The organism is Acinetobacter sp. Leaf130 (assembly GCF_001423205.1).
In the GTDB taxonomy this organism is placed as follows: domain Bacteria; phylum Pseudomonadota; class Gammaproteobacteria; order Pseudomonadales; family Moraxellaceae; genus Acinetobacter; species Acinetobacter calcoaceticus.
In genome coordinates this window covers 1676973-1700606 of the sequence record NZ_LMOE01000001.1, presented here as the reverse complement: position 1 = coordinate 1700606, position 23634 = coordinate 1676973, and the positions used below count along the sequence as shown (strand labels likewise).

21 protein-coding genes are annotated in these 23634 nt (G+C 38.7%); 7 read left to right on the top strand and 14 right to left on the bottom strand.

What is annotated here, in order from left to right:
- The first annotated feature begins 73 nt into the window (after positions 1 to 73).
- Positions 74 to 934: a DMT family transporter gene (locus tag ASF86_RS07620; RefSeq protein ID WP_056480933.1), complete on the top strand. Its 861-nt coding sequence runs from the start codon at positions 74 to 76 to the stop codon at positions 932 to 934.
- Positions 935 to 969: 35 nt separating this feature from the next.
- Here ASF86_RS07620 and nfsB read toward each other — a convergent pair whose 3' ends face one another.
- Positions 970 to 1623, bottom strand: a complete 654-nt coding sequence (gene nfsB, locus ASF86_RS07615; protein ID WP_017392110.1) for an oxygen-insensitive NAD(P)H nitroreductase — start codon at positions 1621 to 1623, stop codon at positions 970 to 972.
- Between the two features lie 139 nt (positions 1624 to 1762).
- On the opposite strand from nfsB, the gene ASF86_RS07610 reads away from it, so the two are divergent.
- The gene (locus ASF86_RS07610; protein WP_056480931.1) at positions 1763 to 1993 is read left to right on the top strand and encodes a hypothetical protein; all 231 of its coding nucleotides are present in this window, start codon (positions 1763 to 1765) and stop codon (positions 1991 to 1993) included.
- Between the two features lie 7 nt (positions 1994 to 2000).
- Here the strand turns inward: ASF86_RS07610 and ASF86_RS07605 are convergent, their stop codons facing one another.
- Both ASF86_RS07605 and ASF86_RS07600 read right to left on the bottom strand, forming a co-directional pair.
- The gene (locus ASF86_RS07605; protein WP_056480928.1) at positions 2001 to 2720 is read right to left on the bottom strand and encodes a UDP-2,3-diacylglucosamine diphosphatase; all 720 of its coding nucleotides are present in this window, start codon (positions 2718 to 2720) and stop codon (positions 2001 to 2003) included.
- 15 nt (positions 2721 to 2735) lie between these two features.
- Positions 2736 to 3245 (bottom strand): peptidylprolyl isomerase, encoded by a 510-nt coding sequence (locus ASF86_RS07600; protein WP_003652397.1) that lies wholly within the window; start codon positions 3243 to 3245, stop codon positions 2736 to 2738.
- Between the two features lie 168 nt (positions 3246 to 3413).
- Between ASF86_RS07600 and ASF86_RS07595 the strand changes: the two genes are divergently transcribed.
- A complete protein-coding gene (locus tag ASF86_RS07595; RefSeq protein ID WP_056480926.1) occupies positions 3414 to 5141 on the top strand; it encodes a glutamine--tRNA ligase/YqeY domain fusion protein in 1728 nt (575 codons plus the stop codon).
- A 116-nt stretch (positions 5142 to 5257) separates the two neighbouring features.
- On the opposite strand, the gene ASF86_RS20040 is transcribed toward ASF86_RS07595, so the two are convergent.
- The 6 genes from ASF86_RS20040 to ASF86_RS07570 all read right to left on the bottom strand — a co-directional run bounded on the left by ASF86_RS20040 (position 5258) and on the right by ASF86_RS07570 (position 11805).
- Entirely contained in the window at positions 5258 to 5371 is a 114-nt protein-coding gene (locus tag ASF86_RS20040; protein ID WP_081407574.1) for a hypothetical protein, read from the bottom strand.
- Positions 5372 to 5518: 147 nt separating this feature from the next.
- Positions 5519 to 6241: a glutamine amidotransferase gene (locus ASF86_RS07590; RefSeq protein WP_056480923.1), complete on the bottom strand. Its 723-nt coding sequence runs from the start codon at positions 6239 to 6241 to the stop codon at positions 5519 to 5521.
- Positions 6242 to 6407: 166 nt separating this feature from the next.
- Positions 6408 to 7223, bottom strand: coding sequence for an ethanolamine ammonia-lyase subunit EutC (eutC, locus tag ASF86_RS07585; protein ID WP_056480922.1), 816 nt, complete (start codon positions 7221 to 7223; stop codon positions 6408 to 6410).
- Positions 7224 to 7233: 10 nt separating this feature from the next.
- Complete coding sequence (locus tag ASF86_RS07580) at positions 7234 to 8619, bottom strand: ethanolamine ammonia-lyase subunit EutB (protein ID WP_056480919.1); 1386 nt, start codon at positions 8617 to 8619, stop codon at positions 7234 to 7236.
- A gap of 16 nt (positions 8620 to 8635) precedes the next feature.
- The gene (gene eat / locus ASF86_RS07575) at positions 8636 to 10072 is read right to left on the bottom strand and encodes an ethanolamine permease (protein WP_056480918.1); all 1437 of its coding nucleotides are present in this window, start codon (positions 10070 to 10072) and stop codon (positions 8636 to 8638) included.
- 221 nt (positions 10073 to 10293) lie between these two features.
- The gene (locus tag ASF86_RS07570; RefSeq protein WP_004643247.1) at positions 10294 to 11805 is read right to left on the bottom strand and encodes an aldehyde dehydrogenase family protein; all 1512 of its coding nucleotides are present in this window, start codon (positions 11803 to 11805) and stop codon (positions 10294 to 10296) included.
- Between the two features lie 142 nt (positions 11806 to 11947).
- Between ASF86_RS07570 and ASF86_RS07565 the strand changes: the two genes are divergently transcribed.
- Positions 11948 to 13138 carry a helix-turn-helix domain-containing protein gene (locus ASF86_RS07565; RefSeq protein WP_003652386.1) on the top strand — a complete coding sequence of 397 codons (1191 nt, stop codon included), beginning with the start codon at positions 11948 to 11950 and terminating at the stop codon, positions 13136 to 13138.
- On the opposite strand, the gene ASF86_RS07560 is transcribed toward ASF86_RS07565, so the two are convergent.
- Both ASF86_RS07560 and mdh read right to left on the bottom strand, forming a co-directional pair.
- Positions 13135 to 14103: an alpha/beta hydrolase gene (locus ASF86_RS07560; protein WP_056480916.1), complete on the bottom strand. Its 969-nt coding sequence runs from the start codon at positions 14101 to 14103 to the stop codon at positions 13135 to 13137. The genes ASF86_RS07565 and ASF86_RS07560 overlap by 4 nt on opposite strands.
- A gap of 194 nt (positions 14104 to 14297) precedes the next feature.
- Positions 14298 to 15470: an iron-dependent methanol dehydrogenase gene (gene mdh, locus ASF86_RS07555; protein WP_056480914.1), complete on the bottom strand. Its 1173-nt coding sequence runs from the start codon at positions 15468 to 15470 to the stop codon at positions 14298 to 14300.
- Between the two features lie 230 nt (positions 15471 to 15700).
- Between mdh and ASF86_RS07550 the strand changes: the two genes are divergently transcribed.
- Positions 15701 to 17413, top strand: a complete 1713-nt coding sequence (locus tag ASF86_RS07550) for an AAA family ATPase (protein ID WP_005039753.1) — start codon at positions 15701 to 15703, stop codon at positions 17411 to 17413.
- A 43-nt stretch (positions 17414 to 17456) separates the two neighbouring features.
- Positions 17457 to 17816 (top strand): 5-carboxymethyl-2-hydroxymuconate Delta-isomerase, encoded by a 360-nt coding sequence (locus tag ASF86_RS07545; RefSeq protein WP_005039756.1) that lies wholly within the window; start codon positions 17457 to 17459, stop codon positions 17814 to 17816.
- 88 nt (positions 17817 to 17904) lie between these two features.
- Here the strand turns inward: ASF86_RS07545 and thiM are convergent, their stop codons facing one another.
- The 3 genes from thiM to ASF86_RS07530 all read right to left on the bottom strand — a co-directional run bounded on the left by thiM (position 17905) and on the right by ASF86_RS07530 (position 20334).
- Complete coding sequence (thiM, locus tag ASF86_RS07540; protein ID WP_056480912.1) at positions 17905 to 18732, bottom strand: hydroxyethylthiazole kinase; 828 nt, start codon at positions 18730 to 18732, stop codon at positions 17905 to 17907.
- Between the two features lie 35 nt (positions 18733 to 18767).
- Positions 18768 to 19925: a hypothetical protein gene (locus tag ASF86_RS07535; RefSeq protein ID WP_056480911.1), complete on the bottom strand. Its 1158-nt coding sequence runs from the start codon at positions 19923 to 19925 to the stop codon at positions 18768 to 18770.
- Between the two features lie 151 nt (positions 19926 to 20076).
- Positions 20077 to 20334 (bottom strand): hypothetical protein, encoded by a 258-nt coding sequence (locus ASF86_RS07530; protein ID WP_004643236.1) that lies wholly within the window; start codon positions 20332 to 20334, stop codon positions 20077 to 20079.
- 318 nt (positions 20335 to 20652) lie between these two features.
- Between ASF86_RS07530 and pepN the strand changes: the two genes are divergently transcribed.
- The gene (gene pepN, locus ASF86_RS07525) at positions 20653 to 23259 is read left to right on the top strand and encodes an aminopeptidase N (protein ID WP_056480909.1); all 2607 of its coding nucleotides are present in this window, start codon (positions 20653 to 20655) and stop codon (positions 23257 to 23259) included.
- Positions 23260 to 23634: the final 375 nt, after the last annotated feature.

The following is a 23634-nucleotide window of genomic DNA, read 5'->3' as shown; positions in this document are numbered from 1 at the left end:
AAATATTAAACTCATCAAAGGTCATGATTTGACCATGGTGACTCATATATTTAAATAAATAGAGTTTTAATCGATGATATTAATATTGGCTGCTGCTTTAAGTAGTGTTTTGGTGTCTATCCTATTAAAAAACTTAAAGAAAAAAGGGTATCAGCCGTTACAAATGATTGCATGGAACTATGCGAGCGCGAGTCTTCTTTGCTTTTGGTGGTTTCAGCCTGATATTCAACATATTTCAATACAAAAGACCCCTTGGTGGCTAATTATTGCATTAGGATTGATTTTGCCCAGTATTTTTCTGTGTTTAGCCAAGTCATTAGAATATGCAGGAATTGTTAAGACCGAAGTTGCACAGCGTCTTTCTGTCGTACTTTCTTTACTCGCAGCTTATTTCTTTTTTCATGAACAATTTAATGCATTAAAGCTATGGGGAATAGGTTTAGGAATTTTTGCTGTTTTACTTGTCCTTTTTGGACAAATGAGTAATTCTTCGAATCATCAATCTCGAAAAGCAATTTTTGCTCTATTAAGTGTTTGGTGTGGATATGCCGCAGTAGATATTCTCTTAAAATATACGAGTAGTTTAGGTCTTCAATTTACACTCACTTTGAATCTTATTTTTATTACAGCTTTTATATTATCAATTTCATATTTATTGGTGCAGAAAATCCAAAAATGGCAGTTTAAAAGTGCTATAGCTGGGTTGATATTAGGTGTACTTAATTTTTCTAATATTGCTTTATATGTGAAAGCTCATATTCTTTTAAAGGATTCACCTGCAATTGTTTTTGCAAGTATGAATATTCTTGTGGTGCTATTAGGCATTGCAAGTGGTGTTATTTTATATAAAGAAAAATTAAAATGGCAGACCACTTTAGGTATTTTATTTGGGATAAGTGGTGTGATTTGTTTAGCTAGGGCAATGGCTTTATAGTTCAAGAGACTTGAATCTCTTGAACTATTCTAATTTTATAAATAGGTAAAAATAACTTCATCTGGTAGGCGTGATTTAGGTAGTTTGGCATTAAAATCGTTTTCACTGCGATAACCTAGAGAAACAATGACCGAACTACGTAAGCCTTTTTCAGTTAAACCTAACTCAGTATTTAAAATGTCTTCATCAAAGCCGCCCATTGGGGTTGCATCAATTCCTTCTAAACCCGCAGCAAAAAGTAGTTGCCCCAAAGCAATGAATGTTTGATTTTCCATCCATCCAAATAAATTTTTCTGCTCATTTCGATAGAACTCAACATAGCCATGGCGAGTATCTTTTTGGCCTAATTTAGCTTTTTCATCTTTAAAACGGCCACTTAAATCATCTTGTTCAAGTAATTGATTTAAGTATTCAGATGAAATATCTGTTTTTGTGCAAAATACAAGTGTGTGTGATGACTCAAGCACTTTGGGACCATTGTAAGCATATTTACCTGTTAGGGCTTTCGCTATTCTTTCTTTAGCTGCAAGATTATCTGCAACAAAAAAGTGCCAAGGCTGTATATTCACTGAAGAAGGTGAAAAACGTAAAATTTCTAATAATTTATTAATTTTTTCTTGAGGAATTTTCTTTTCAGAATCGTACGCTTTTGTTGTATAGCGGCTTTTAACAGAATTCAATAGGTCCATAGGTCTACTCCATATCAATCTTATGGCAATTGAGAGAATTTAATCTTTGTCATCATACGCTATTTTATTCAAAAACATTTCCTATGTAATTTGATAAAGAAATATAATGTTTATATAAAGTTTTAGTAATCTATTGAAAATGATTGATTTAATGCCAACCGATGCAAAGAGTAAGTTGCGAGAAATTAGAATTGTTAAAGCCTTTATCATTCTTATATTTGTATTGAGTCTTCTTATTTTATACATTGAGTATCACGATCATACACATATAAGCTGGAAATTTATATTTATTGCCAGCATGTGTGTGATTTACGATTCTGATTTAAATAAAAAAATTAAAGAATTGAAAGTTGAAATAAAAAATGACTAATTACTAGCTAATAATTCCAGATAATCAATTCGAGCTGTTGCGTATTTGAGGATGGATCAATTTCTAAAATATAAGCCTGATCCTCACGCCAATCGCCAAGAACAATTCGTTGTTTATCTTGCACTTGATGAATTGAAGGGCGGTGAGTATGCCCATGAATCAGTGTATCTACATTTGTTAAAGCAGACAGAACTGCTTGCTCATTTACATCCATGATTTCATAGCTTTTTTGCTGTTTATCCGCGGAGCTTCTCTTGCGGAAGCCATTAACCAGCTTAGTGCGAAAACTAAGTGGAGTTCGGCGTAAAAGAGCGACTAATAGAGGATTTCGAATAATCTTTTTAAATCTTTGATAAGAAACGTCATCTGTACATAATGCATCGCCGTGTTCTAGACGATATTGATGTCCTGCAATATTGAGGGAATAAATGTCAGGGAGTAAAACGCCATTAAATTTATTGAGGAAAACTTGATTAAGAGCAAAATCCCGATTGCCTACTTGAAAGTAAACTCGATTACCCTTTTGAGTAAAAGCCTTTAAGGCATCGACAATTTCATCGAGCCATGGTGCTGAATAGTCATCTCCAATCCAGGCATTAAACCAATCGCCTAAAATGTAGAGCTGAGTATTTTTATCTTGGTAATGCACCAATAAGTCTAAAAACCCTCGAACGAGTCGAGGGTGTTCAGGTGACAAATGTAAATCTGAGATAAACAGATAAGTCACAGCTTTATCCTAAAATTATTCAGAAATAATTTTAGCAGATTCGATTACAACGTTTTCTAAAGGAACGTCAGCGTGATAACCACGGTTGCCAGTGCGAACACCTTTGATTGCTTCAACAATGTCTAGACCTTCAACAACTTTACCAAATACAGCATAACCCCAACCTTGAGCAGTTTTAGAGGTATGGTTCAAGAAAGAGTTATTTTTCACGTTGATAAAGAATTGAGCAGACGCTGAGTGAGGAGCTTGAGTACGCGCCATTGCAATCGTACCTTCGTCGTTGCTTAAACCGTTATCAGCTTCATTTTCAATTGAGTCACGTGTTGCTTTTTCTTTGAAGTTTTCATCCATACCGCCACCTTGGATCATGAAACCATCAATGACGCGGTGGAAAATAACGCCGTCATAAAAACCGTCACGTACATATTCTAAAAAGTTTGCTACCGTTTTAGGTGCTTTTTCAGCATTCAGTTCAAGAACAATACGACCTTTATTGGTGTTTAATTCGACTTGAGGAAAACTCATTACATTAATCTCCTAAACATGGGCTTATGACCATGGGTTTTTGGTTGAGAGAAGCATAAGCAAACTGTAAACTACAAGGCAAGTAAAAAACGTTAAAATCTTTGTTAAAAATGAAGATAGCGTTTAAATTTTTCGAAATTTTATCTACAAAGAAGTGATTGATACACTATGAAGCCTAATGATGTTGTCTCGAGCCTGCCAAATAACCCGACACCGAATACTCATGCCTCTGTCGATTCTGCGCAGCAAGAACAACAGGCTGGCTTAGATTTTGTTCGCCAAGTCATTACTGAAGACTTGGCTACTGGACGTGCAAATCAGATCGTAACGCGTTTTCCACCAGAACCAAATGGTTATTTGCATATTGGTCATGTAAAAGCGATTTGCCTAAACTTTGGTGTGGCTGAAGAGTTTGATGGTTTATGTAATTTACGTTTTGACGATACAAACCCTGATGCTGAAGAACAAGAGTACGTTGACGGTATTGCGAATGATGTGAAGTGGCTTGGTTTTAACTGGAATGGTGAGCCACGCTATGCATCAAGTTATTTTGATCAATTATATGCATGGGCTGTTCAATTGATTGAGCAAGGCGATGCTTATGTTGATTTACAATCTCCAGAAGAAATTAAGTTAAACCGCGGTAGTTTTGTTGAGCCGGGTAAAAATTCACCATACCGTGATGCATCTGTTGAAGAGAACCTTGCTCGCTTTGAAAAAATGCGTAGTGGTGAATTTAAAGAGGGTGAAGCTGTTTTACGTGCCAAAATTGATATGGCAAGCCCAAACGTACACATGCGTGACCCAATTTTATATCGCGTATTGCATTCAGAGCATCACCAAACAGGTGATAAATGGAAAATCTATCCAATGTATGACTATGCTCATCCATTGTCTGATGCTATTGAGGGGATTACTCATTCGCTTTGTACATTAGAGTTCCAAGATCACCGTCCGTTTTATGACTGGATTGTAGAAAAGGTAAAATCTAAAGCAGTTCCACATCAGTATGAATCTTCACGTTTAAACGTGGACTACACCATTACATCAAAACGTAAATTACGTAAGTTGGTGGAAGGTGGTCATGTGAATGGTTGGGATGACCCGCGTATGCCAACAGTAGTAGGTATGCGTCGTCGTGGTTTTACTCCAGAGGGTTTACGTGATTTCTGTAAACGTGTAGGTGTGTCAAAAACTGATGGTATTGTAGATGTTGCAATGCTTGAGTTCTGTATTCGCCAATCTTTGGAAAATACAGCTGCGCGTGGTATGGCTGTTTTAAGTCCACTTAAAGTGACTTTGACCAATTTGCCAGAAGATATGGATCTTACGCATGCTCGCCATCCTAACGTTGATATGGGTGATCGTGTAATTCCTTTAACTAAGGAAATCTATATTGACCGTAAAGACTTTGAGGAAGTACCGCCAAAAGGCTTTAAACGCTTAGTTCCTGACGGCGAAGTACGTTTACGTCATGCTTACGTGATTAAATGTGATGAAGTCATTAAGGATGCAAATGGTGAAGTGGTTGAGCTGAAATGTTCAATTGACCCTGAAACTTTAGGTAAAAATCCTGAAGGTCGTAAAGTGAAAGGTGTGATTCACTGGGTATCTGCAACCAAAGGTATTCCTGCTGAAGTACGTATTTACGATCGTTTGTTCACAGAAGCAGACCCTGAAACAGGTGATGATTTCTTGGCAAACCTAAATCCAGATTCGATGAAAGTATTAGAAGCTGTAATTGAACCTGCTTTGGCACAAGCGAGTCGTGAAGATCGTTTCCAGTTTGAACGAGAGGGTTATTTCGTTGCAGATCAGCACGATCATTCACCTGAAAAACCAGTGTTTAACCGTATTCTCGATTTGAAAGATAGCTTCAAGCCTGAAAAAAAGTAACACGACGAGTAACAGGTTTTGAGTAAATAGCAGATATAAAAAAGCCCAACTTAGTTGGGCTTTTTTATATCTATTCGCTTACATATATTATGCTTTATGGTGCTTTGGCAAATAAGCTAGGCTGGATTAACCACATAAAAATAAAGGACAATGATTATAAGAAAAATAGACGCTAGCGATAAATAGGTATTCACCGTATTAAAGCTTTTAATAAATTTCAGGATTTCCATAATGATTTAACTATTTATATTTGTGAAGAAAAGTATAGTGAAGCAGTAGACTTAATTTAATATAAAATGTCCCAAAAGATAGGTTGTTACGCTACCTTTTGGTTAATAAAAAAGCATTTAAACTTATTTATAGTAATAAAAAAGCAATTAACCACTATATCCAATACGTTTGAGAAATTTTTGAATAATTTCAAATGCAGCATGTTCGAGCGCTTGAGCGTACTGCAAATTATCTTCGCGAAGCTTTGGAATCGAAACATTTGCATGGCGAAGTTCACATGTATGACCAATTAACCACTTTTCAAAATGTTCTTCAGTGGTTTCAATGTGGAACTGCAAGGCAAGAATATTATTCCCGACTTCAAATGCCTGATTGGTATAAATATCAGAGCTTGCTAAAAGCACTGCATTTTCAGGAAGGTCGAAAGTGTCACCATGCCAATGTAGAACATGCACATTATTAAGCAAACCAGATAAAACTTGATTAGCGCGTAGGCTTAAACTCAGTGAACCCCAGCCAATTTCTTTTTGATGTCCTGCATATACTTTTGCGCCAAGTGCATGAGCAATAAGCTGTGCGCCTAGGCAAATGCCCAAAGTAGGTTTATCAGCTGCTAAACGTTGTTTGAGTAAAGCGATTTCATCTTTTAAGAATGGATAATCGTCAGTTTCATAAACTCCGATTGGACCGCCTAAAATAATAGTTAAACCTTCATGTGAAAAAGCAGGGGTTAAATCATCAACTCCCGCCTCAAAATAACGGACTCGAAATCCGAGTTGATAAAAGACATCTTCTAATGAACCTAAGTCTTCGAAAGCAAGATGCTGAATGGCATAAATAGTTTTTGGGAAGGTGTTTGTTGTGCTCATACAAATGATTCATAGAAGATCAATAGGTGGAGTATAGCGATAAATATAAAGAAGAAAATATCTGTATAAATCGTCAATACCTGAAAATTGATATTTTTCGTTAAAATGATGTTGTTATGCAAAGGATTATCTATTTATGAATAAATCCCTAAACATATTCTACTGTTTAAAATAATAGCTTTTGAGTTCCCTCAAGACCTATATCTGAAAGTTGATGTTCATCTTTTAAATTAACGCCTGAAAAACCGAGTTGTTTTGATTTTTTCATTAATGCCATTAAACGTTGTACCGCAACTGGAATACTTAAGCCTGCTGGGCGAACATTGGAAATACAATTGCGTTTCGCATCGAGGCAGCCTGAATATGCATTCCATGTATAGTAAATGCCCATACTATCGGGAGAGCTTAGTCCCGGACGTTCGCCAATAAGCATAACAAGCATAGATGCTTTAAAGATTTCTGCGACTTCATCGCCAAGAGCAACTCGGCTACCTGTCGCAAGTGCAATTGGTGCAAGACTCCAGTTTTCTTGCTGAATTTGTTCGCTTAGTGCTGCAATAAATGCCACAGCGTTCGCTTCAATTGCTCTTGCAGAGAGTCCATCACCTACCACAATACAAACATCGTACTGTTGTGGATTTTCTGCATATTCCTTAATTAAGACATCTTTTGATTGGCTTGAAAGCTGACGTCCTAAATCTGGGCGTTTGAGATAAATTTCTTTATTGGATGCATTACTTTGTACATGAATGCTTGGAAGCTGCTGTTGCTGTAATTGTTCAGATAAATGAAAAACGTCCAGATCTTGATAAACCGCATCTTTTGCTTGTGCATGCGACAACTGGAATTCAAGTAAGGCTCGTGTTGGGATACTGCAACCCGCACGACCCAAAGCAATACGGGCATCGGTAAACTGTTTGAGTTTTTCCCACTGATCTTGATGGGTAGAGGAGGGATATTGAATATCACGGTTCAGTTTCATGGCGTTCTCCCTAATTCATGAGCAGACGAGAGAATTGGTCGGGCATGTGATCTGCCCAGCAAATTTGAGAGTTTTGTTGTTTAAAAATGCCCTGTTGTTCAAGCCAAGCAGAAAACTCAGGAGCGGGTTTTAAACCTAAGAGTTGTCTTAGATAAAGGGCATCATGGAACGAAGTCGTTTGATAATTGAGCATGACATCATCTGAGCCTGGAATACCCATAATAAAGTTGATGCCCGCCGCACCAAATAGGGTAAGGAGAACATCCATATCATTTTGGTCTGCATCGGCATGGTTGGTATAGCAAATGTCGCAGCCCATTGGCACACCAAGTAATTTGCCACAAAAGTGGTCTTCTAGACCTGCGCGTATAATTTGTTTGCCGTTAAAAAGGTACTCTGGGCCAATAAAACCGACGACTGTATTTACTAAAAGCGGGTTATATTTACGAGCCACTGCATAGGCACGAGTTTCCAATGTTTGCTGGTCAACGCCGTGATGTGCATTGCTTGATAATGCACTACCTTGACCAGTTTCAAAGTACATAACGTTTTGTCCAATGGTTCCGCGTTTGAGTGCAAGTGTGGCTTCATATCCTTCTTGTAGTAAGTCGAGCGATATTCCAAAACCTTCGTTAGCCAGTTGTGTGCCAGCGATTGATTGAAACATTAAATCAATCGGCACATTTTTTTCAGCGAGTTGAATACCTGAACTGATATGCGTGAGCACGCAGGACTGCGTCGGAATTTGATATTCCTGAATTACATGATCAAGCAATTTCAGTAGCTCTGACAAATTATGTAAATTATCTGTCGCAGGGTTAATGCCAATCACGGCATCACCATTACCATACATCAAGCCATCTAAAATACTGGCGGAAATACCAAGAACATCGTCGGTAGGGTGATTGGGTTGCAAACGGGTAGAAAGATGGCCTTTTAGACCGATGGTATTGCGAAACTGGGTAACGACTTCACATTTGCTGGCGACATAAATCAAATCTTGATTGCGCATAATTTTGCTGACAGCAGCCACCATTTCTGGAGTTAAACCTGATGCTAATGCTTTTAAGCTTTGTGCAGTTGCTTCTTCTCCAAGTAACCAATTCCGAAAATCACCTACTGTAAAGTGTGAAATAGGAGCAAAGGCTGCCAGATCATGTTCATCAATAATCAGTCGCGTAATTTCATCTGTTTCGTAATTGACCACTACTTCATTTAAAAAAGTTTTAAGTGGTACATCGGCCAGTGTCATTTGTGCCGCAACATGTTCAGTTGCATCTCTGGCAGCTACACCCGCTAACTCATCGCCTGAACGTAATGGCGTTGCTTTTGCCATTAAAGTTTTTAGGTCAGCAAAGTGATATTGCTGATTGGCGACAATATTGCGATAACTCATGGTTGCATCCTTTTATTTATAGCTCTTGTTCAGCAGCTTTAATATTTGCAAACTCTTCTTCTGGTGTACCTTTCACTAAATGATAGCGGCTATAGAATAAAAAGTAAGCAATAAATGCCACGTAAATAGCAGCAGCAATAAACCAAACTTTCGGGTTTACCACAAAACCTGCAACTACCGCAGCCACAGCTAAAACTAATGCAATGCTTGAGGTCACAATGCTACCTGGTGTTTTATAGGGACGAGGCATGTCGGGTTTAGATAGGCGTAATTTGATGTGGGATAAGAGAATCAACACATAAGAAATGGTTGCACCAAAAACGGCAATTAAAATCAGTGAATCGCCTTCTTTAGTAAGTGAAAGCAAGAAACCGATAATGCCCGGAATAATAATTGCGAGATAAGGGGCTTTATTTTTATTGGTTAAAGAGAGTGAGGTTGGTAAATAGCCAGCACGTGACAATGCAAAGATTTGACGTGAATAAGCATAGATAATTGAAAAGAAACTCGCGATTAAACCAGCTAAACCCACAAAGTTCACGAAAGTCGCAAGCCAAGTGTTGGTGCCATAAACTTTAACCAGAGCATCTACGAGGGGAGCACCAGAGTTTTGTAAAGTACTTGCACCCGCTGCGCCTGCACCCAAGAATAAAATGAGCATAGCAAAGGCAGTTAAAATTAGCATTGCACCTATTAATCCGCGTGGTAGTGATTTTGCAGGATCTTTTGCTTCTTCTGCTGCTAAAGGAACACCTTCAACTGCAAGGAAAAACCAGATTGCAAAAGGAACAGCTGCCCATATACCTAAGTAACCATGGGGTAAGAAACGACTAGCGCCAGCTGCTGTACCGACTGGAATATCTAACAGGTTTTGTGCATTAAAATGCGGAATCATTGCAGCAATAAACACTATAAGAGCAACCGCTGCGACAAGTGTAATTGCGAACATAATTTTTAAGGCTTCGCCGGCACCTTTCAGATGTATGCCCATAAAAATCGCGTAGCAGGCGAGGTAAATCATCCAGCCATTAATGCCAAAAAGAGATTCGCAATAACCGCCAATAAATACAGCAATCGCCGCAGGAGCAATTGCGTATTCAATTAAAATGGCTGTTCCTGTTAAATAGCCACCAAAAGGACCAAAGGCAGCACGCGCAAAACTATAACCGCCACCTGCTGTCGGCATCATGGTGGACATTTCTGACATAGAAAGACATAGGCACAGGTACATGATTGCAGCGAGGGCAGTGGCAATAAACATACCACCCCAACCACCTTGGGCAATACCGAAGTTCCAACCGGCAAAATCACCAGATATCACATAAGCCACGCCTAAACCAATCAGGAGTAACCAACCCACAGTACCTTGTTTAAGTTGACGCTGAGCAAAATATTCTGCTGATGAAACTTCTGCGCTTGAAGCAATAACGGAAGTTGTTTCTGGTTGATTCATACAATACTCCTGCGAGTGGGTTTGTATGAATCAATGCAAAAGCAATGCCTAAATGAAGCACTTTAGATAATAGATGGTACTTTTTTATTCCAAATGATAAAAACTTGAGAACTAACAGCACTAAATAAAGAAGCCAGTAATCTAAATTACTGGCTTCTTACATAATTAATGAGCTTACTTCTTTCTAATGTTGATAGTCTGGTATCAACTTGGTGCAGAACTTAGAAGAAGCCCATTGGTTTAGTTGAATAACTAACCAACAAGTTTTTAGTTTGTTGATAATGATCTAACATCATCTTGTGGTTTTCACGGCCAATACCTGACTTTTTGTAGCCACCAAATGCAGCATGAGCAGGGTAGATGTTATAGCAGTTTGTCCAGACACGGCCCGCCTCAATAGCGCGACCAGCACGATAAGAAATGTGTGCTGAACGTGACCAAACACCTGCACCTAAACCATACATGGTGTCATTGGCAATTTTAATTGCATCGTCAAAGTCTTTGAACGTTGTCACAGCAAGTACAGGTCCAAAAATTTCTTCTTGGAAAACTTGCATGCCATTGTGACCTTTAAAAATAGTCGGATCAACATAGTAACCATCGCCTACTTCTTTACGGCCACTACCACCAAGTAAGAGCTCTGCACCTTCTTCACGACCTGTGTTAATACAACGTAAGATTTTCTCTTGCTGTTGTAGAGATGCTTGAGCACCAATCATAGTTTCAGTATCAAGCGGATGACCAGTTTTAATACGTTTTACACGCTCTACAGCCAACTCCAAGAACTGATCAGCAATACTTTCTTGTACTAAAGCACGAGAAGGGCAAGTACATACTTCACCTTGGTTCAAGGCAAACATCGCAAAACCTTCAAGTGTTTTTTCTAAGAAATCATCTTCTTTATCCATGATATCTTCAAAGAAAAGGTTTGGTGACTTACCGCCAAGTTCTAATGTCACTGGAATAATATTTTCGGTCGCATATTGCATCACCATTTGTCCAGTTTGAGTTGAACCTGTGAACGCGATTTTTGCAATACGTGGGTTTGTCGCTAACGGACGCCCGACTTCTGAACCGAAACCATTGACAATATTAAGTACACCCGGCGGTAAGATATCTTGGATGAGTTCAGCAACCAGTAAAATACCTACTGGTGTTTGCTCTGCTGGTTTAATTACGACACAGTTACCCGCCGCTAGAGCAGGAGCAAGTTTCCATGCTGCCATTAAAATCGGGAAGTTCCATGGAATGATTTGGCCAACCACACCTAATGGCTCATGGAAATGGTAGGCAATTGTATCTTCATCAATTTCAGAGATGCCGCCTTCTTGAGCACGAATACAACCTGCGAAATAACGGAAATGGTCAATCGCAAGTGGAAGGTCTGCTGCTAAAGTTTCACGAACCGCTTTACCGTTATCCCAAGTTTCTGCAACAGCAAGCATTTCAAGATTTGCTTCTAAACGATCAGCAATTTTTAAAAGTATATTAGAGCGTACCGTTGGTGAGGCTTTATTCCATGTTGCTTTCGCTTTGTGCGCTGCATCTAGCGCGAGTTCGATATCTTCGGCACTAGATCGTGGAATACGTGTGAAAGCTTTTCCGTCAACAGGAGATACATTATCAAAATATGCACCCTTTACAGGTGCAACCCATTCACCGCCAATAAAATTTTCATATTGTGATTTAAATTGAACTTTTGAGCCTGGTTGATTTGGATCGATATAGCGCATATAAATATTCCTTTGCTTTTTAGGACTAAAGACTAACAAGAACCCTGTCAGTAGGTACTTTCGTACTTTGTATAATTAGGATATAAAGAAGAAGGTTGGAGAAAGGTTGGAATAGAAATGTGGATATATAAGGAATTTACAAATGTTCACAAAAAAGGATTTATTGCAGCAACGGACGTTGATTGATCAACTGCGTACGCAAAATAGTCTCTCTCCTCAAAATGCTGCCAAACTGGGTCAAAGTATTGCAAGTTCATGGGAACGGTCAGCCTCTGCTGCGATTCCTAAAGAGCGTTTTGCTGCTCCATTAGTCGAGAAAAAATCTGCTTCACAAAATGCTTTAGATATGGCTTTAAGTCAGTGTGCCGACGACTTACGTCATATCGCTGAACAATCCTCAATGGTGATCGCTGTTGGTGACATTGGTAGTACGATCATTTGGACGGCAACAAGTGCTCAAATGCAAAGTGCAGCTGAGCGTGTTCACTTTGTGCAGGGTGGGCAATGGCGTGAAGAATTTGTTGGCACCAATGCATTGGCTTTATCTTTAAAAACTCAACAATCAAGTTGTGTTTTTTCTAATGAACATTATATGGAATCGATTCATGATTGGGTGTGCTATGCCGCACCAATTATCGATCCATACTCAAAACAAACCCTTGGTGTGGTTGATTTATCGACTACTTGGAAGAACCATAATAGTTTAGGAATATTGGCTGCCGAACGTTGTGCATCAATTATTCAATCTGCCTTGCTAGAGCAGCAGCGTCAGCAATTACATATTCGTGCATTTTCGACGCCACAAGTTAAATTTAATGGCAAAAGTTTGTTATTAACACCGCGTCAAATTGAAATTTTGACAATATTGGCCTTATGTCCCCATGGCTTAACTTTAGAGCATCTTTATCAGGCGCTCTATGGCGAACGTAAAGTGAGTATGGGTACGCTTAAAGCTGAAATGTCTCAACTTCGAGATATTTTGGGTGGTTTACTTGGATCTCGGCCATATCGTTTGCTTGTACATGTTGAAGCCGATTTTTTACAAGCTGAACAAGCATTGGATGCGGGATATGCGGCTTCTGCTTTGCAGCTTTACACAGGTGTTTTTCTGGCAAAAACTGAAAGCCCGTTTTTATGTGCATGGCGTGACTGCCTTGAATCGCGCTTGAGCGATGCAATTTTTAAAACACAAGAAACAGATTTATTACTTAAGCATTTAGCTCATTTCCCTGAAGCAATCGATGCGGTAGAACGTCTTATGGAGTTAGTACCGAGTGAACATCCCGCGCATCAATTGCTGATGAAATACCTTGACTCACCTAAGCTCAGTTAAGTGATTTTTTGATCCAGCCACTGGAACAATTGTTGATAGACTTGTTCTCGTACTGGCTGGGCTGAAAGGACTAAATCATGCAAGCCATTGTGAATAGAGACAACAGAGACATCACCTTTGATTTTTTTGCCAAATTTTTCAATGTCTTTAACGTCTAAAATTACATCGCTTTGAGTCGCATCGGCTCCCCATTTTTTAGGGTTTTTAGTCTGATGAGAATGCATAATCAGTGCAGGGATATCGAGTTTAACTCCGCGATGTATTTCTTTTTGTGCTGTATGAATCGCATGTAGAAAGCTGAGTTGAACAGTAGGGGCAGACGTTGGTTTCCAGTCCAGATTAAAGTCCCATTCGCCTTTAAGTTCTTTGTGAAGACTTGCGGTGTACCATTTGTTCAGTTGGCTTGGGAATTTAACTTTAGGTAGATATTTTCCTACACGACTGAGCATTGGAATACCAAACTTCTTTTCGACCAAGCTTAAATTAAAGTCATAAAATGGACTATTCGTCCATAGCGCTTTAATCAGAGGGTGGTTCGGGTGATGGGCAGCATAAAGCGTTGCTGTCAAACCGCCAGTCGAATGGCCTGCAAGCAATACTTGTGTGTGCTGTTCTTTAGCAATGATATCTAATGCTTGAGTAATTTCGGCATCGTATTCACTTAAATCAAGCACATTATAGAAGATTTGATGGGGTAGCTTGGAACGACCATATTTTCTTAAATCCAAGGCATAGAAGTCGTAACCATGCGCATTGAATTGTTCAGCCATTTCAGTTTGAAAGAAATAATCTAAAAAACCATGAATATACAGCACGGCTTTTTGAGTCGATTGAGCGGCCTTTTTACGAACCAATGTGGCAACAACTTTACCTTCGTAATCATTGGGAAAGTTGAGTGTGAGCTGTTCGTAGCCAGTACCTAAAATATCTGGAACATAATTTTGAGTAGCTGAGGATGTATTCATTTTTATCGAGCTATTGTAATTAAGACATGCTGAGTATCCTTCAATGAAATGGGCGAATTGTCAATCAGGTTTAGAGGTTGGATTGGAATAGAGGTTTAAAAAAAGGGAATACCGCTGGAGCTAAGTATTCCCCAAAAAGTAAGTCAACGGTCGGAGGGTTTGACTTACTAGAGGGATGTGCCATTACATCAGTATTAAAGTGCTGCTTTGAAAATCTCCACAACTTGTGCATGATTTGCTTTACGTGGATTGGTCAGCATACATGCATCTTTTTGAGCGTTATCGGCCATAACCGCAAGGTCTTCAGTTTTTACGCCTAGCTCTGTTAATCCAGATGGGATACCAATGGATGAAGACAGTTTACGAATGGCATCAATTGCAGCATATGCAGCTTCCATCACCGTCAGTCCATGAGTTTTTACACCCATTAAATCTGCGATTTTTGCGTAGCGATCTGGACAAGCAATTAAGTTAAATTCGCACACGTGTGGTAACAAGATTGCGTTACATACGCCGTGAGGTAGGTTATAGAAACCGCCCAATTGATGCGCCATTGCATGTACATAGCCTAGAGATGCATTGTTAAATGCCATACCAGCTAAGTACTGTGCATAGCTCATTGCATCACGTGCTTCGATATTTTCACCGTTTGCTACAGCAGGTTGTAACCATTGACTAATCATGGTGATAGCTTTTTCTGCACACGCATCGGTAATTGGATTGGCTGCTGTAGAAACATAGGCTTCAACAGCATGGGTTAAAGCATCCATACCTGTTGCAGCCGTTAAACCAGCCGGTTTTGCAATCATGAGTTTCGGGTCATCAATTGCAATGAGTGGGGTACAACGCCAGTCGACAATTGCCATTTTTACGTGAGTGTCTGTATTGGTAATAATACAGAAACGGGTCATTTCAGATGCTGTACCAGCGGTTGTGTTGACTGCAATCAATGGCGTCATTGGTATCTTACTTTTATCGATACCTTCGTAATCACGAATATGACCACCACCAGCAGTGACTAGGCCAATCCCTTTTGCACAGTCATGAGATGAACCACCACCTAGCGATACAATAAAGTCACAGCCATTGTCGTTATAGGCATTTACACCGTTATGAACATTAATATCGGTTGGGTTGGGTTCTGCACCCGGAAAAATATGGCTAGCAACGCCTGCTTCAGTTAAATAGTTTGCGATAAGATCTGCGACACCAAATTTAAATAAGCCTTCATCGGTCACAATTAATGCTTTTTTTGCGCCGAGGTTTTGTGCCTTTGTACCTATTTCTTTGGCACATCCTGGTCCAAAGAGTGATACACAGGGAATATAAAAACCGTTTGTTTGATCTGCAATATTTTTAAAAGCCATGGAGTGATTCCTTCTTCCATAAATCCATTGTTTGTTATTACAGGTGAGCCTCACCATGGCCTTAGTATTGTGATGTGAAGATTATTTTCCTACCTACCAAAAACCTACCAAATATTATTTTAATGTTAATTATTGATTTATATTGATTTTACAGAAATTCTAGCTCATTCATTTAATTTTTTCGGGAAAGTCGTTAAGCTATGGGCTGTTGAAGATGTACTTATGAGATTATGAAACAGGAAACTGCGCTTAAACTGCTTAAAGCAGGTGAAAATGTCTTTTTAACCGGTTCGGCTGGTGCAGGGAAAACCTATACACTCAATCAGTACATCCAATACTTAAAAGCACGTAAAGTGCCTGTGGCTATTACGGCATCTACAGGTATTGCTGCAACGCATATGAACGGCATGACGATTCATACATGGGCAGGCATCGGGATTAAAGATCAGTTAACTGATGATGACCTAAAACGTATGAAAGAGCGTAAATATCTCAAGGAACACCTTGAAAATGCGCAAGTTCTCGTCATTGATGAAATTTCGATGTTACATGCAAAACAGCTTAATCTGGTGAATCAGGTTTTAAAATATTTTAAAGAAAGCGATGAGGCATTTGGCGGTATCCAAGTCATTGTTGCCGGAGATTTCTTTCAGTTGCCACCAGTTGGACGTAATAGTGAAGCCAACCGTGACAAGTTCTGTTTTATGTCTGATGCATGGGTCGAAGCTAAATTTCGCGTATGTTATTTAACAGAACAACACCGCCAAGATGATGAAATTCTTAACCAGATTTTAAATGCCATTCGTGCGCAAAATATTCAATCAGATCATTTACACGCATTACGTCAATCACGCTCCCATGATATTGGTGAGACCTTTACTCGTCTTTATACACACAATATGGATGTCGACAATATCAATTATCAGCACTTAAATGAAATTGATAATGAAGGACATCAATTTAATGCGGTTTTAGATGGTAATGAAAAACTGGTAGAAACTTTAAAATCTTCGGTTCGTGCACCAGAAGAACTCACCTTAAAGAAACATGCAAAAGTCATGTTTGTAAAAAACAACTTTGATATGGGATATATCAATGGGAGTTTAGGTGAAGTCATTGGTTTTGAAGAAGATGATGAAAATGGTTTGTTGCCGAAGGTGAAACTAACCGATGGTACGACATTGCTTGTTGCGCCTGAAACTTGGTCAGTTGAAAATGATGCAGGTAAAGTGATTGCCAGTTTCCAGCAAATCCCACTTCGTTTGGCGTGGGCGATTACCATTCATAAAAGCCAAGGGATGACCTTAGAAGCTGCCGAAATTAACCTCATGAACACCTTTGAAAAAGGTCAGGGCTATGTGGCATTGTCGCGTTTGAAATCTTTAACTGGATTAAAGTTATTAGGGATTAACGAGCAAGCTCTAGAGCTAGATAGCTTGGCTGTAAAAGCCGATCGTCGTTTCCAAGAGTTGTCTAAAGAAGCTGAAGATAACTTTGCAGATGTAGATTTAACTGCTCAGCACAAAGCATTTATTCGTCATTGTGGCGGAACTTTAAATGAAACTGAGATTTCTCGTAATGAGAAAAAACTCTCAAAAGGTGCGAAACAAAATTATGCCTCGGCAACTCTAGACGAAACACGTGCGTTGTTTGAAGAAGGCTATGAGATTGAAGATATTGCGCATGAACGTGGTCTAACCCCAGCTACAATCATTAACCATTTGGCGCGACTTCATAAAGAACAAAAACTGGATATTTCGGTTGCCCATCCTGGGGAAGAAGTAGTCGAAGAAATCCGAAAAATTTATAAGAAACTGAAAAAGCGCCAAAATCCAGATCATTTTTCTGATGATGGTTCGATCAAACTAAGACCAATCGTTGAAGCAACCAGCCCTCGAATGGGATATGATCAGGTTCGATTAGCTTTATTATTTATTGAGTAAAGTTTAATTAGCTTAATTACTTATTACATAAATTGAGGTGGCTATGCCGCACATTGTAGTTGATTATTCAGATAACTTAACTGGATTAAACGCAAAACAATTACTTGAAGAAATTAATACAACGCTCATTGAAACAGAGTTGTTTAGCCCAGAAGACATTAAAAGCCGTGCGCGTAAAGATGATGTTTTCCTAATTGGTTTGGGATTAGAACAGGCTTATATTCATGTAAAAGTTTATATTTTGTCGGGAAGAAATGCAGAGCAAAAACAACTGATGGGTGATCAGTTGTTAGCGGCACTCAGTAATAAAAATTATCTACAACAAGAGTTTAATAAAGAAATTCAATTGTGTGTTGAACTTGTTGATATGCCAAAAGAAGATTATTTTAAGCAAGTTGTATAAATTATAAAGCTGCGACTGGTTTGTGATTATCAGTACTATCGGCAGATTTAAAATATCCTCTTACCCACAAAGGCATAACTTCTTGTGGTTATGCCTTTAAACCAAACAGCTTGATATTTGCATATTGCTCAATCAGGTTGGCATCTAACATATGAATATAGTCCATAAAAATGGTACTAAAACTTCCCATGGTTTGTGCCTGATTGGATGCAAGTTTACCCGCAATTGCAAAATGTATATGAGCTGAAAGCGCTGCAATAGTTGGAGTCGTTACCGCACTATATGCAGCGATTAACGCACCCAAAGCACATCCTGTTGCTGTAATTTTAGGTTGTAAGGGGCTGCCGCCGTTAATTTGGATAACGACATCTAGTTCTTTAGACAGAATGTAATCTGACTCGCCTGAAATTGCGATACAGTCTGTATGTACTAATAGCGCGTAAGCTTGTCGATAGACATCATCACTACTTAGGGTGCTATCTACACCTTTAGATTGAACCTGATTACCTGCAAGCGTACTGATTTCTGAAGCATTACCACGAATAACGCTTGGCTTAAATTGCAAAAGCTCATCTGTCATTTGACTACGCCAAGCTAAAATTGGTCCATAACCTACCGGATCAAGTACCCATGGAATATCATTTAGCTGAGCTGTTTTAGCTGAGATCTGCATGGCTTGCATTTGCTCAGTGGTGGGTGTACCTAAATTAATGCTCAAGGCCGATGCGATTTTGGTAAAGCTTTCTGCTTCGTAAGGATTATCAATCATCGCAGGCGAGGCACCAGACGCGAGTAATACATTGGCCGTATAGTTTGTAGCAACGCTATTGGTAATACATTGTACAAGAGGCGTTTTGGCTTGCATGTTCTGCCAAGCCTCAATGACCTGTTCAATTAAACTAGATGTCGATGTCATATTATTATCCCTAGTAAGCCAAAGTGATTATAAATTTAGTGGGTAAAATAGTGGTCTTGATGCTTACATTTTTGGCAAATCAAAGAAACATAATCTGCTGCATCATAGTCAACGGTTAAATCATTTGAACCACAATACATACAACGTTTGACAGAATAAAAGTTTAAACGTGGTTCAATTTTTCGCCATGCTTTCCATACAGGTTGCACAAATATCTGTTCGTCGTAACCCAAGAAACGATTAAGCAAAATATAACTCATTTTACTGTAAGGAATATTGTGAGGACGGGGGAGCATAGAGGTTTCCCACTTTTCGGTCACGGCTCTTTCGCGATATTGTTCTAAAGTCTTCTTTAATAGATTGGTATTAATAAATTTATCATTGCGAGGCTGTAAAATTTTTTGTTTATACAGATATTCGAGTGCAGTTTGTACCAGATAATAAATCTGTCCAATTGCGAGTGAATCCATTAAACGATAGCAAAAGCTTTGAAAATTTGAATTTCCAGCAATTTGGATACCCCAAGTTCGGCAATAGAACTGCATGAACTGGATAATTTCTTGATAGAGCACCTGAAAAAGTACGTCTTTAACTTCATCTGCACTACGAAAAGGAATACCAAAGCTTAAATTTTCATAAAACCAATTACGTAGTTGCTGAGCCACACTAAATAAACTTGGATCACTGTAGCCATCTAAACGAATATTTAAGTGAAAACATTGTGGGTCATCAGTTTGGTCATTTGCATCCAAAATGCCATCTTTATGCAACTGTTTAATTAAATAGCTCTGAAACATCCAGTTAGGCGTGATGTGATGGTATTTAATTTTGTCCCAATGAATATATTCATCATGAGCGATTTCTTCACGTGCATATTCATCTAAAAGACTCAGCAAGAAAAGTTTATGCAAAAAACTGAGCTGTTCCAGACTGCGTTGTGGCTGTTCTTTTGACTTAAAATGGCGTTGTTCTTGTAGGCGTGTTTGTTGTAGAAGCTTTTTCCGTTGTTTTGTGCATGTATCACAGTGGCAAGTCATTCTTTGATCTTTAAATAGACGGTGCTGACAATGACTGCATTCATGAAATTGAATGTCTTGTTCAAATTGCTCGGCATCTACCCAGTACATTGAAGCTTGGCAGAGAGGACAATGGCTACTTTCATCTAGCTGTTTCTGTAGAATTTGTAAGGCCATTTTGCTCCGAACATAAAATAAAAATGATGGGGCTATTATACACAGCCGCGCTGTAGATGGCGGAGATTGCCACTTTCGTTTGTTGTTAAAATAGAAAAACCTAAAATCTATGTTTCGATTTTAGGTTTTCATAGTGGGCTAAAAAGTTGAATTAAACAGGGCACGGCAAGCTCTCATCATTTTGGCCAAGCTTTTTGGCCTTAATAAGCGCCTGTACTTTTTTACTTGGTAATTTCAGTTTCCCTAACGCATCGTAAGTATTAACAATAGAAGTAACCTCCTGAGTGGTAATAGAAATACCTTCCGCAGATAAGAACACGGCAATCACATGGTGATCGAGTCCTGCTGCTGATAGATCATGAATAGCTTTAATGTTCTCTAGTCGATGAAAATGTGCTTTAAATTCCATGCTGACACCTCTTGTTCTAATTTAGATACCCATATTGGTATATTTAATTAGGCAAGAACCATGCCCAAAATGTAAGCTGACTCTAAAAAATGTTAAAAGCTAAAGGTGTTTTATTTTTATTGTATAGATTGCTTATATAAACAACGATTATCGTAAATTTGGTCTAATCTGTGCTAATAAAACAAGATTCTAATTTGAAATGTATAAATGAAGTCCCATTAATTTCATAAAGGTAATCAAATACAGTATGTATGACTTGGCGTATGATATTTCATGACGACTCATACTACCGTTTAGACGAGTATATAAGGAATAAAGATGAATATTGCGGCGCAGCCTCCAGTTCAGGCAGATCAGACAGTTTATTTAAAAGATTATCAAAAACCTGCATTCTTGGTTGAATCAATTAATCTTGATATCCAAGTATATGATGACAAAACAATTGTTGATTCGACATTAGTGATGAAGCGTCAAACTGCTGGTGATCTGGTGCTATTAGGCCGTGACCTAGAATTACAGTCTGTTCAGTTAAATGGACAAATTCTCACTCCTGCACAATATTCACTCGATAGTGAACAACTGGTGATCACTAATGCACCAGATGAAGTCATTTTACAAACGCAAGTCATTATTCATCCTGAAACGAATACTCAATTAGAAGGCTTATATAAAGCAGATGACTTGTTTGTAACGCAGAACGAACCTGAAGGTTTCCGTAAAATCACATTCTATCCAGACCGTCCAGATGTACTTTCTGTATTTACTACACGCGTAGAAGCAGACAAAAAATATCCAGTACTACTTGCCAATGGTAATTTGCTAGAAACAGGTGAGGCTGGTGAAAACCGCCACTTCGCGATTTGGCAAGATCCGACCAAAAAGCCAAGTTATTTATTTGCTTGTGTCATTGGTGATTTAGCAGTTCTTAAAGATCGTTACACGACTTCGGAAGGGCGTGATGTTGCTTTAGAAATCTATGCAATCGAGAAAGACATTCCAAAATGCCATATCGCGATGGAAGCATTAAAGCATTCTATGCATTGGGATGAAGAACACTACGGCCGTGCTTATGACCTAGACAACTATATGATTGTTGCTGTTAGCCAGTTCAACATGGGTGCCATGGAAAATAAAGGTTTAAACATCTTTAATACTTCGTGTGTGCTTGCTGATGAAGAATATACGACTGATGCAGCGATTATGCGTGTACAGTCTGTGATTGCCCACGAATATTTCCATAACTGGACAGGGAATCGTATTACTTGCCGTGACTGGTTCCAGCTGTGCTTAAAAGAAGGCTTAACGGTATTCCGCGATCAGTCGTTCTCTGAAGATTTACAATCTGCTGCGGTTCAACGTATTGATGACGTCGCTGTACTTAAATCACATCAATTCCCTGAAGATGCAGGTCCATTATCGCACCCACCACGTCCAGATCACTTTGTGGAAATTAATAACTTCTATACTGCAACTGTCTATGAAAAAGGTGCGGAAATTAACCGCATGATGTCGACCTTGTTAGGTAAAGAAAAATACCGTCAAGGAACGGATGAATATTTCCGCCGTCATGATGGACAAGCTGTAACTGTAGAAGATTGGGTTGCTGCATTAACTGCGGGTTCGGGTGTTGATTTATCTGCATTCTTAACTTGGTATAACCAACCAGGTACGCCAAAGCTTGAAGCAAAAGGTGAATATGATGCAGCAGCACAAACTTACCGTTTAAGCTTTAAACAAAGCCTAAAAGCACATCCTAAATATCCAAATTTAAAAGCTGTTCCGATTCCTGTGGCATTAGCATTATTTAATGCTAAAACAGGGGAGCAATATACATTGCATAGTGAAAGCTTGTTTGTAAACGATGTTAAAGATGGCGTGTATTTGTTTGACCAAGATGAGGCAACCATTGAGTTTACAGGTGTGACTGAACAGCCAGTTGTTTCGCTACTCCGTAATTTCTCTGCACCCGTAAATCTTGTGTTTAATTATACTGATGAAGAATTAGCTTTCTTAATTCAGCACGAAACAAACGGCTTTAACCAATGGCAAGCAACGCAAACTTTGCTTGAACGTATTTTGCTAGAAGACCATTCTGCTGATGCATACATTCAGGCAATTCAAAGTACTTTGCCTGAGTTAGTTGGTCGCGACCCGCTATTGGCATCGCGTTTGTTTGATGTACCAAGCGAAGGTTATTTGGGTAGCCGTATAGATCAGAACTATACACCAGCTGATATTCATGTAAAACGTGAAGCATTGCTCAATCGTTTAGCACAAGAGTTGGGTTCATTCTGGAAAGATACTTACCTTACACTTGACCCTGATCTGCAAAAAGAATTTTCTTTGGCAATGGGTGTGCGTGCGTTAAAGAACATTATGCTGATGATGATGGCTCGTCAGGGTGATCAAACCGCATTTGAACTTGCGCATGTGCAATACCAAAATACAGGTAATATGTCTGAACGTTTAGGTGCGCTACGTGTACTGGTTTGGCAAAATGCGCCTCAAGCTCAAGATGTACTTGCTGATTTCTATGATCGTTTTAAAGATGAAGCTTTATCTTTAGATCAGTGGTTTATGATTCAGGCTGCAAACCCAAATGCGACAACTGAAACAATTGAATACCTTACTCAACATCCAGATTATGATTTAAAAACTCCAAACCGTATTCGTGCGGTGAGTGGAGGATTATCAAATAATCCTGAAAACACGTGGGGCTTTGGTGTAGCTCACTTTATTAACCTTGCACAATATCTTGACGAGAAGAACCCAATTTTAGGTTCACGACTGTTACAGGTATTGTCGCGTTGGTACACTTTGGCAGAACCTCAGCGGACTCAAGTGCAACAGGCTTTGCAAGCATTGCAGCCTAAAGTGAAATCGAAAAATGTCTCTGAAACTTTAAATAGTATGTTAAGTGTTTAATTAGGCTTAAATATAAAAAATAAAGGTCTCGTAAGAGGCCTTTATTTTTATATGTCTCTATAGAGATTTAATGCTTTAAAAAATAAAACTTTCCTTATTGTGATTCGTCTTTAGCTCTACTACTCATCATTTTACTTTTATTTAAATTATAATCTTTAATAGTTTGTTTGAAATTTATCTTTAAGTAAGCATATACAATCAAAATTTAAGAGAGCAATAATATAAAAATAAGTAAGTAACTCTGTAATTAGTATTTAGTTTCATAAAATTAGCTAAATTTTTGACATATTTATTTAAATTTTACTTAATAAATTTTATGAAGGTTTTATTTAAATTATTTAAATCAATGGGTTGGTTTTTGGGTGTGTTAATTTT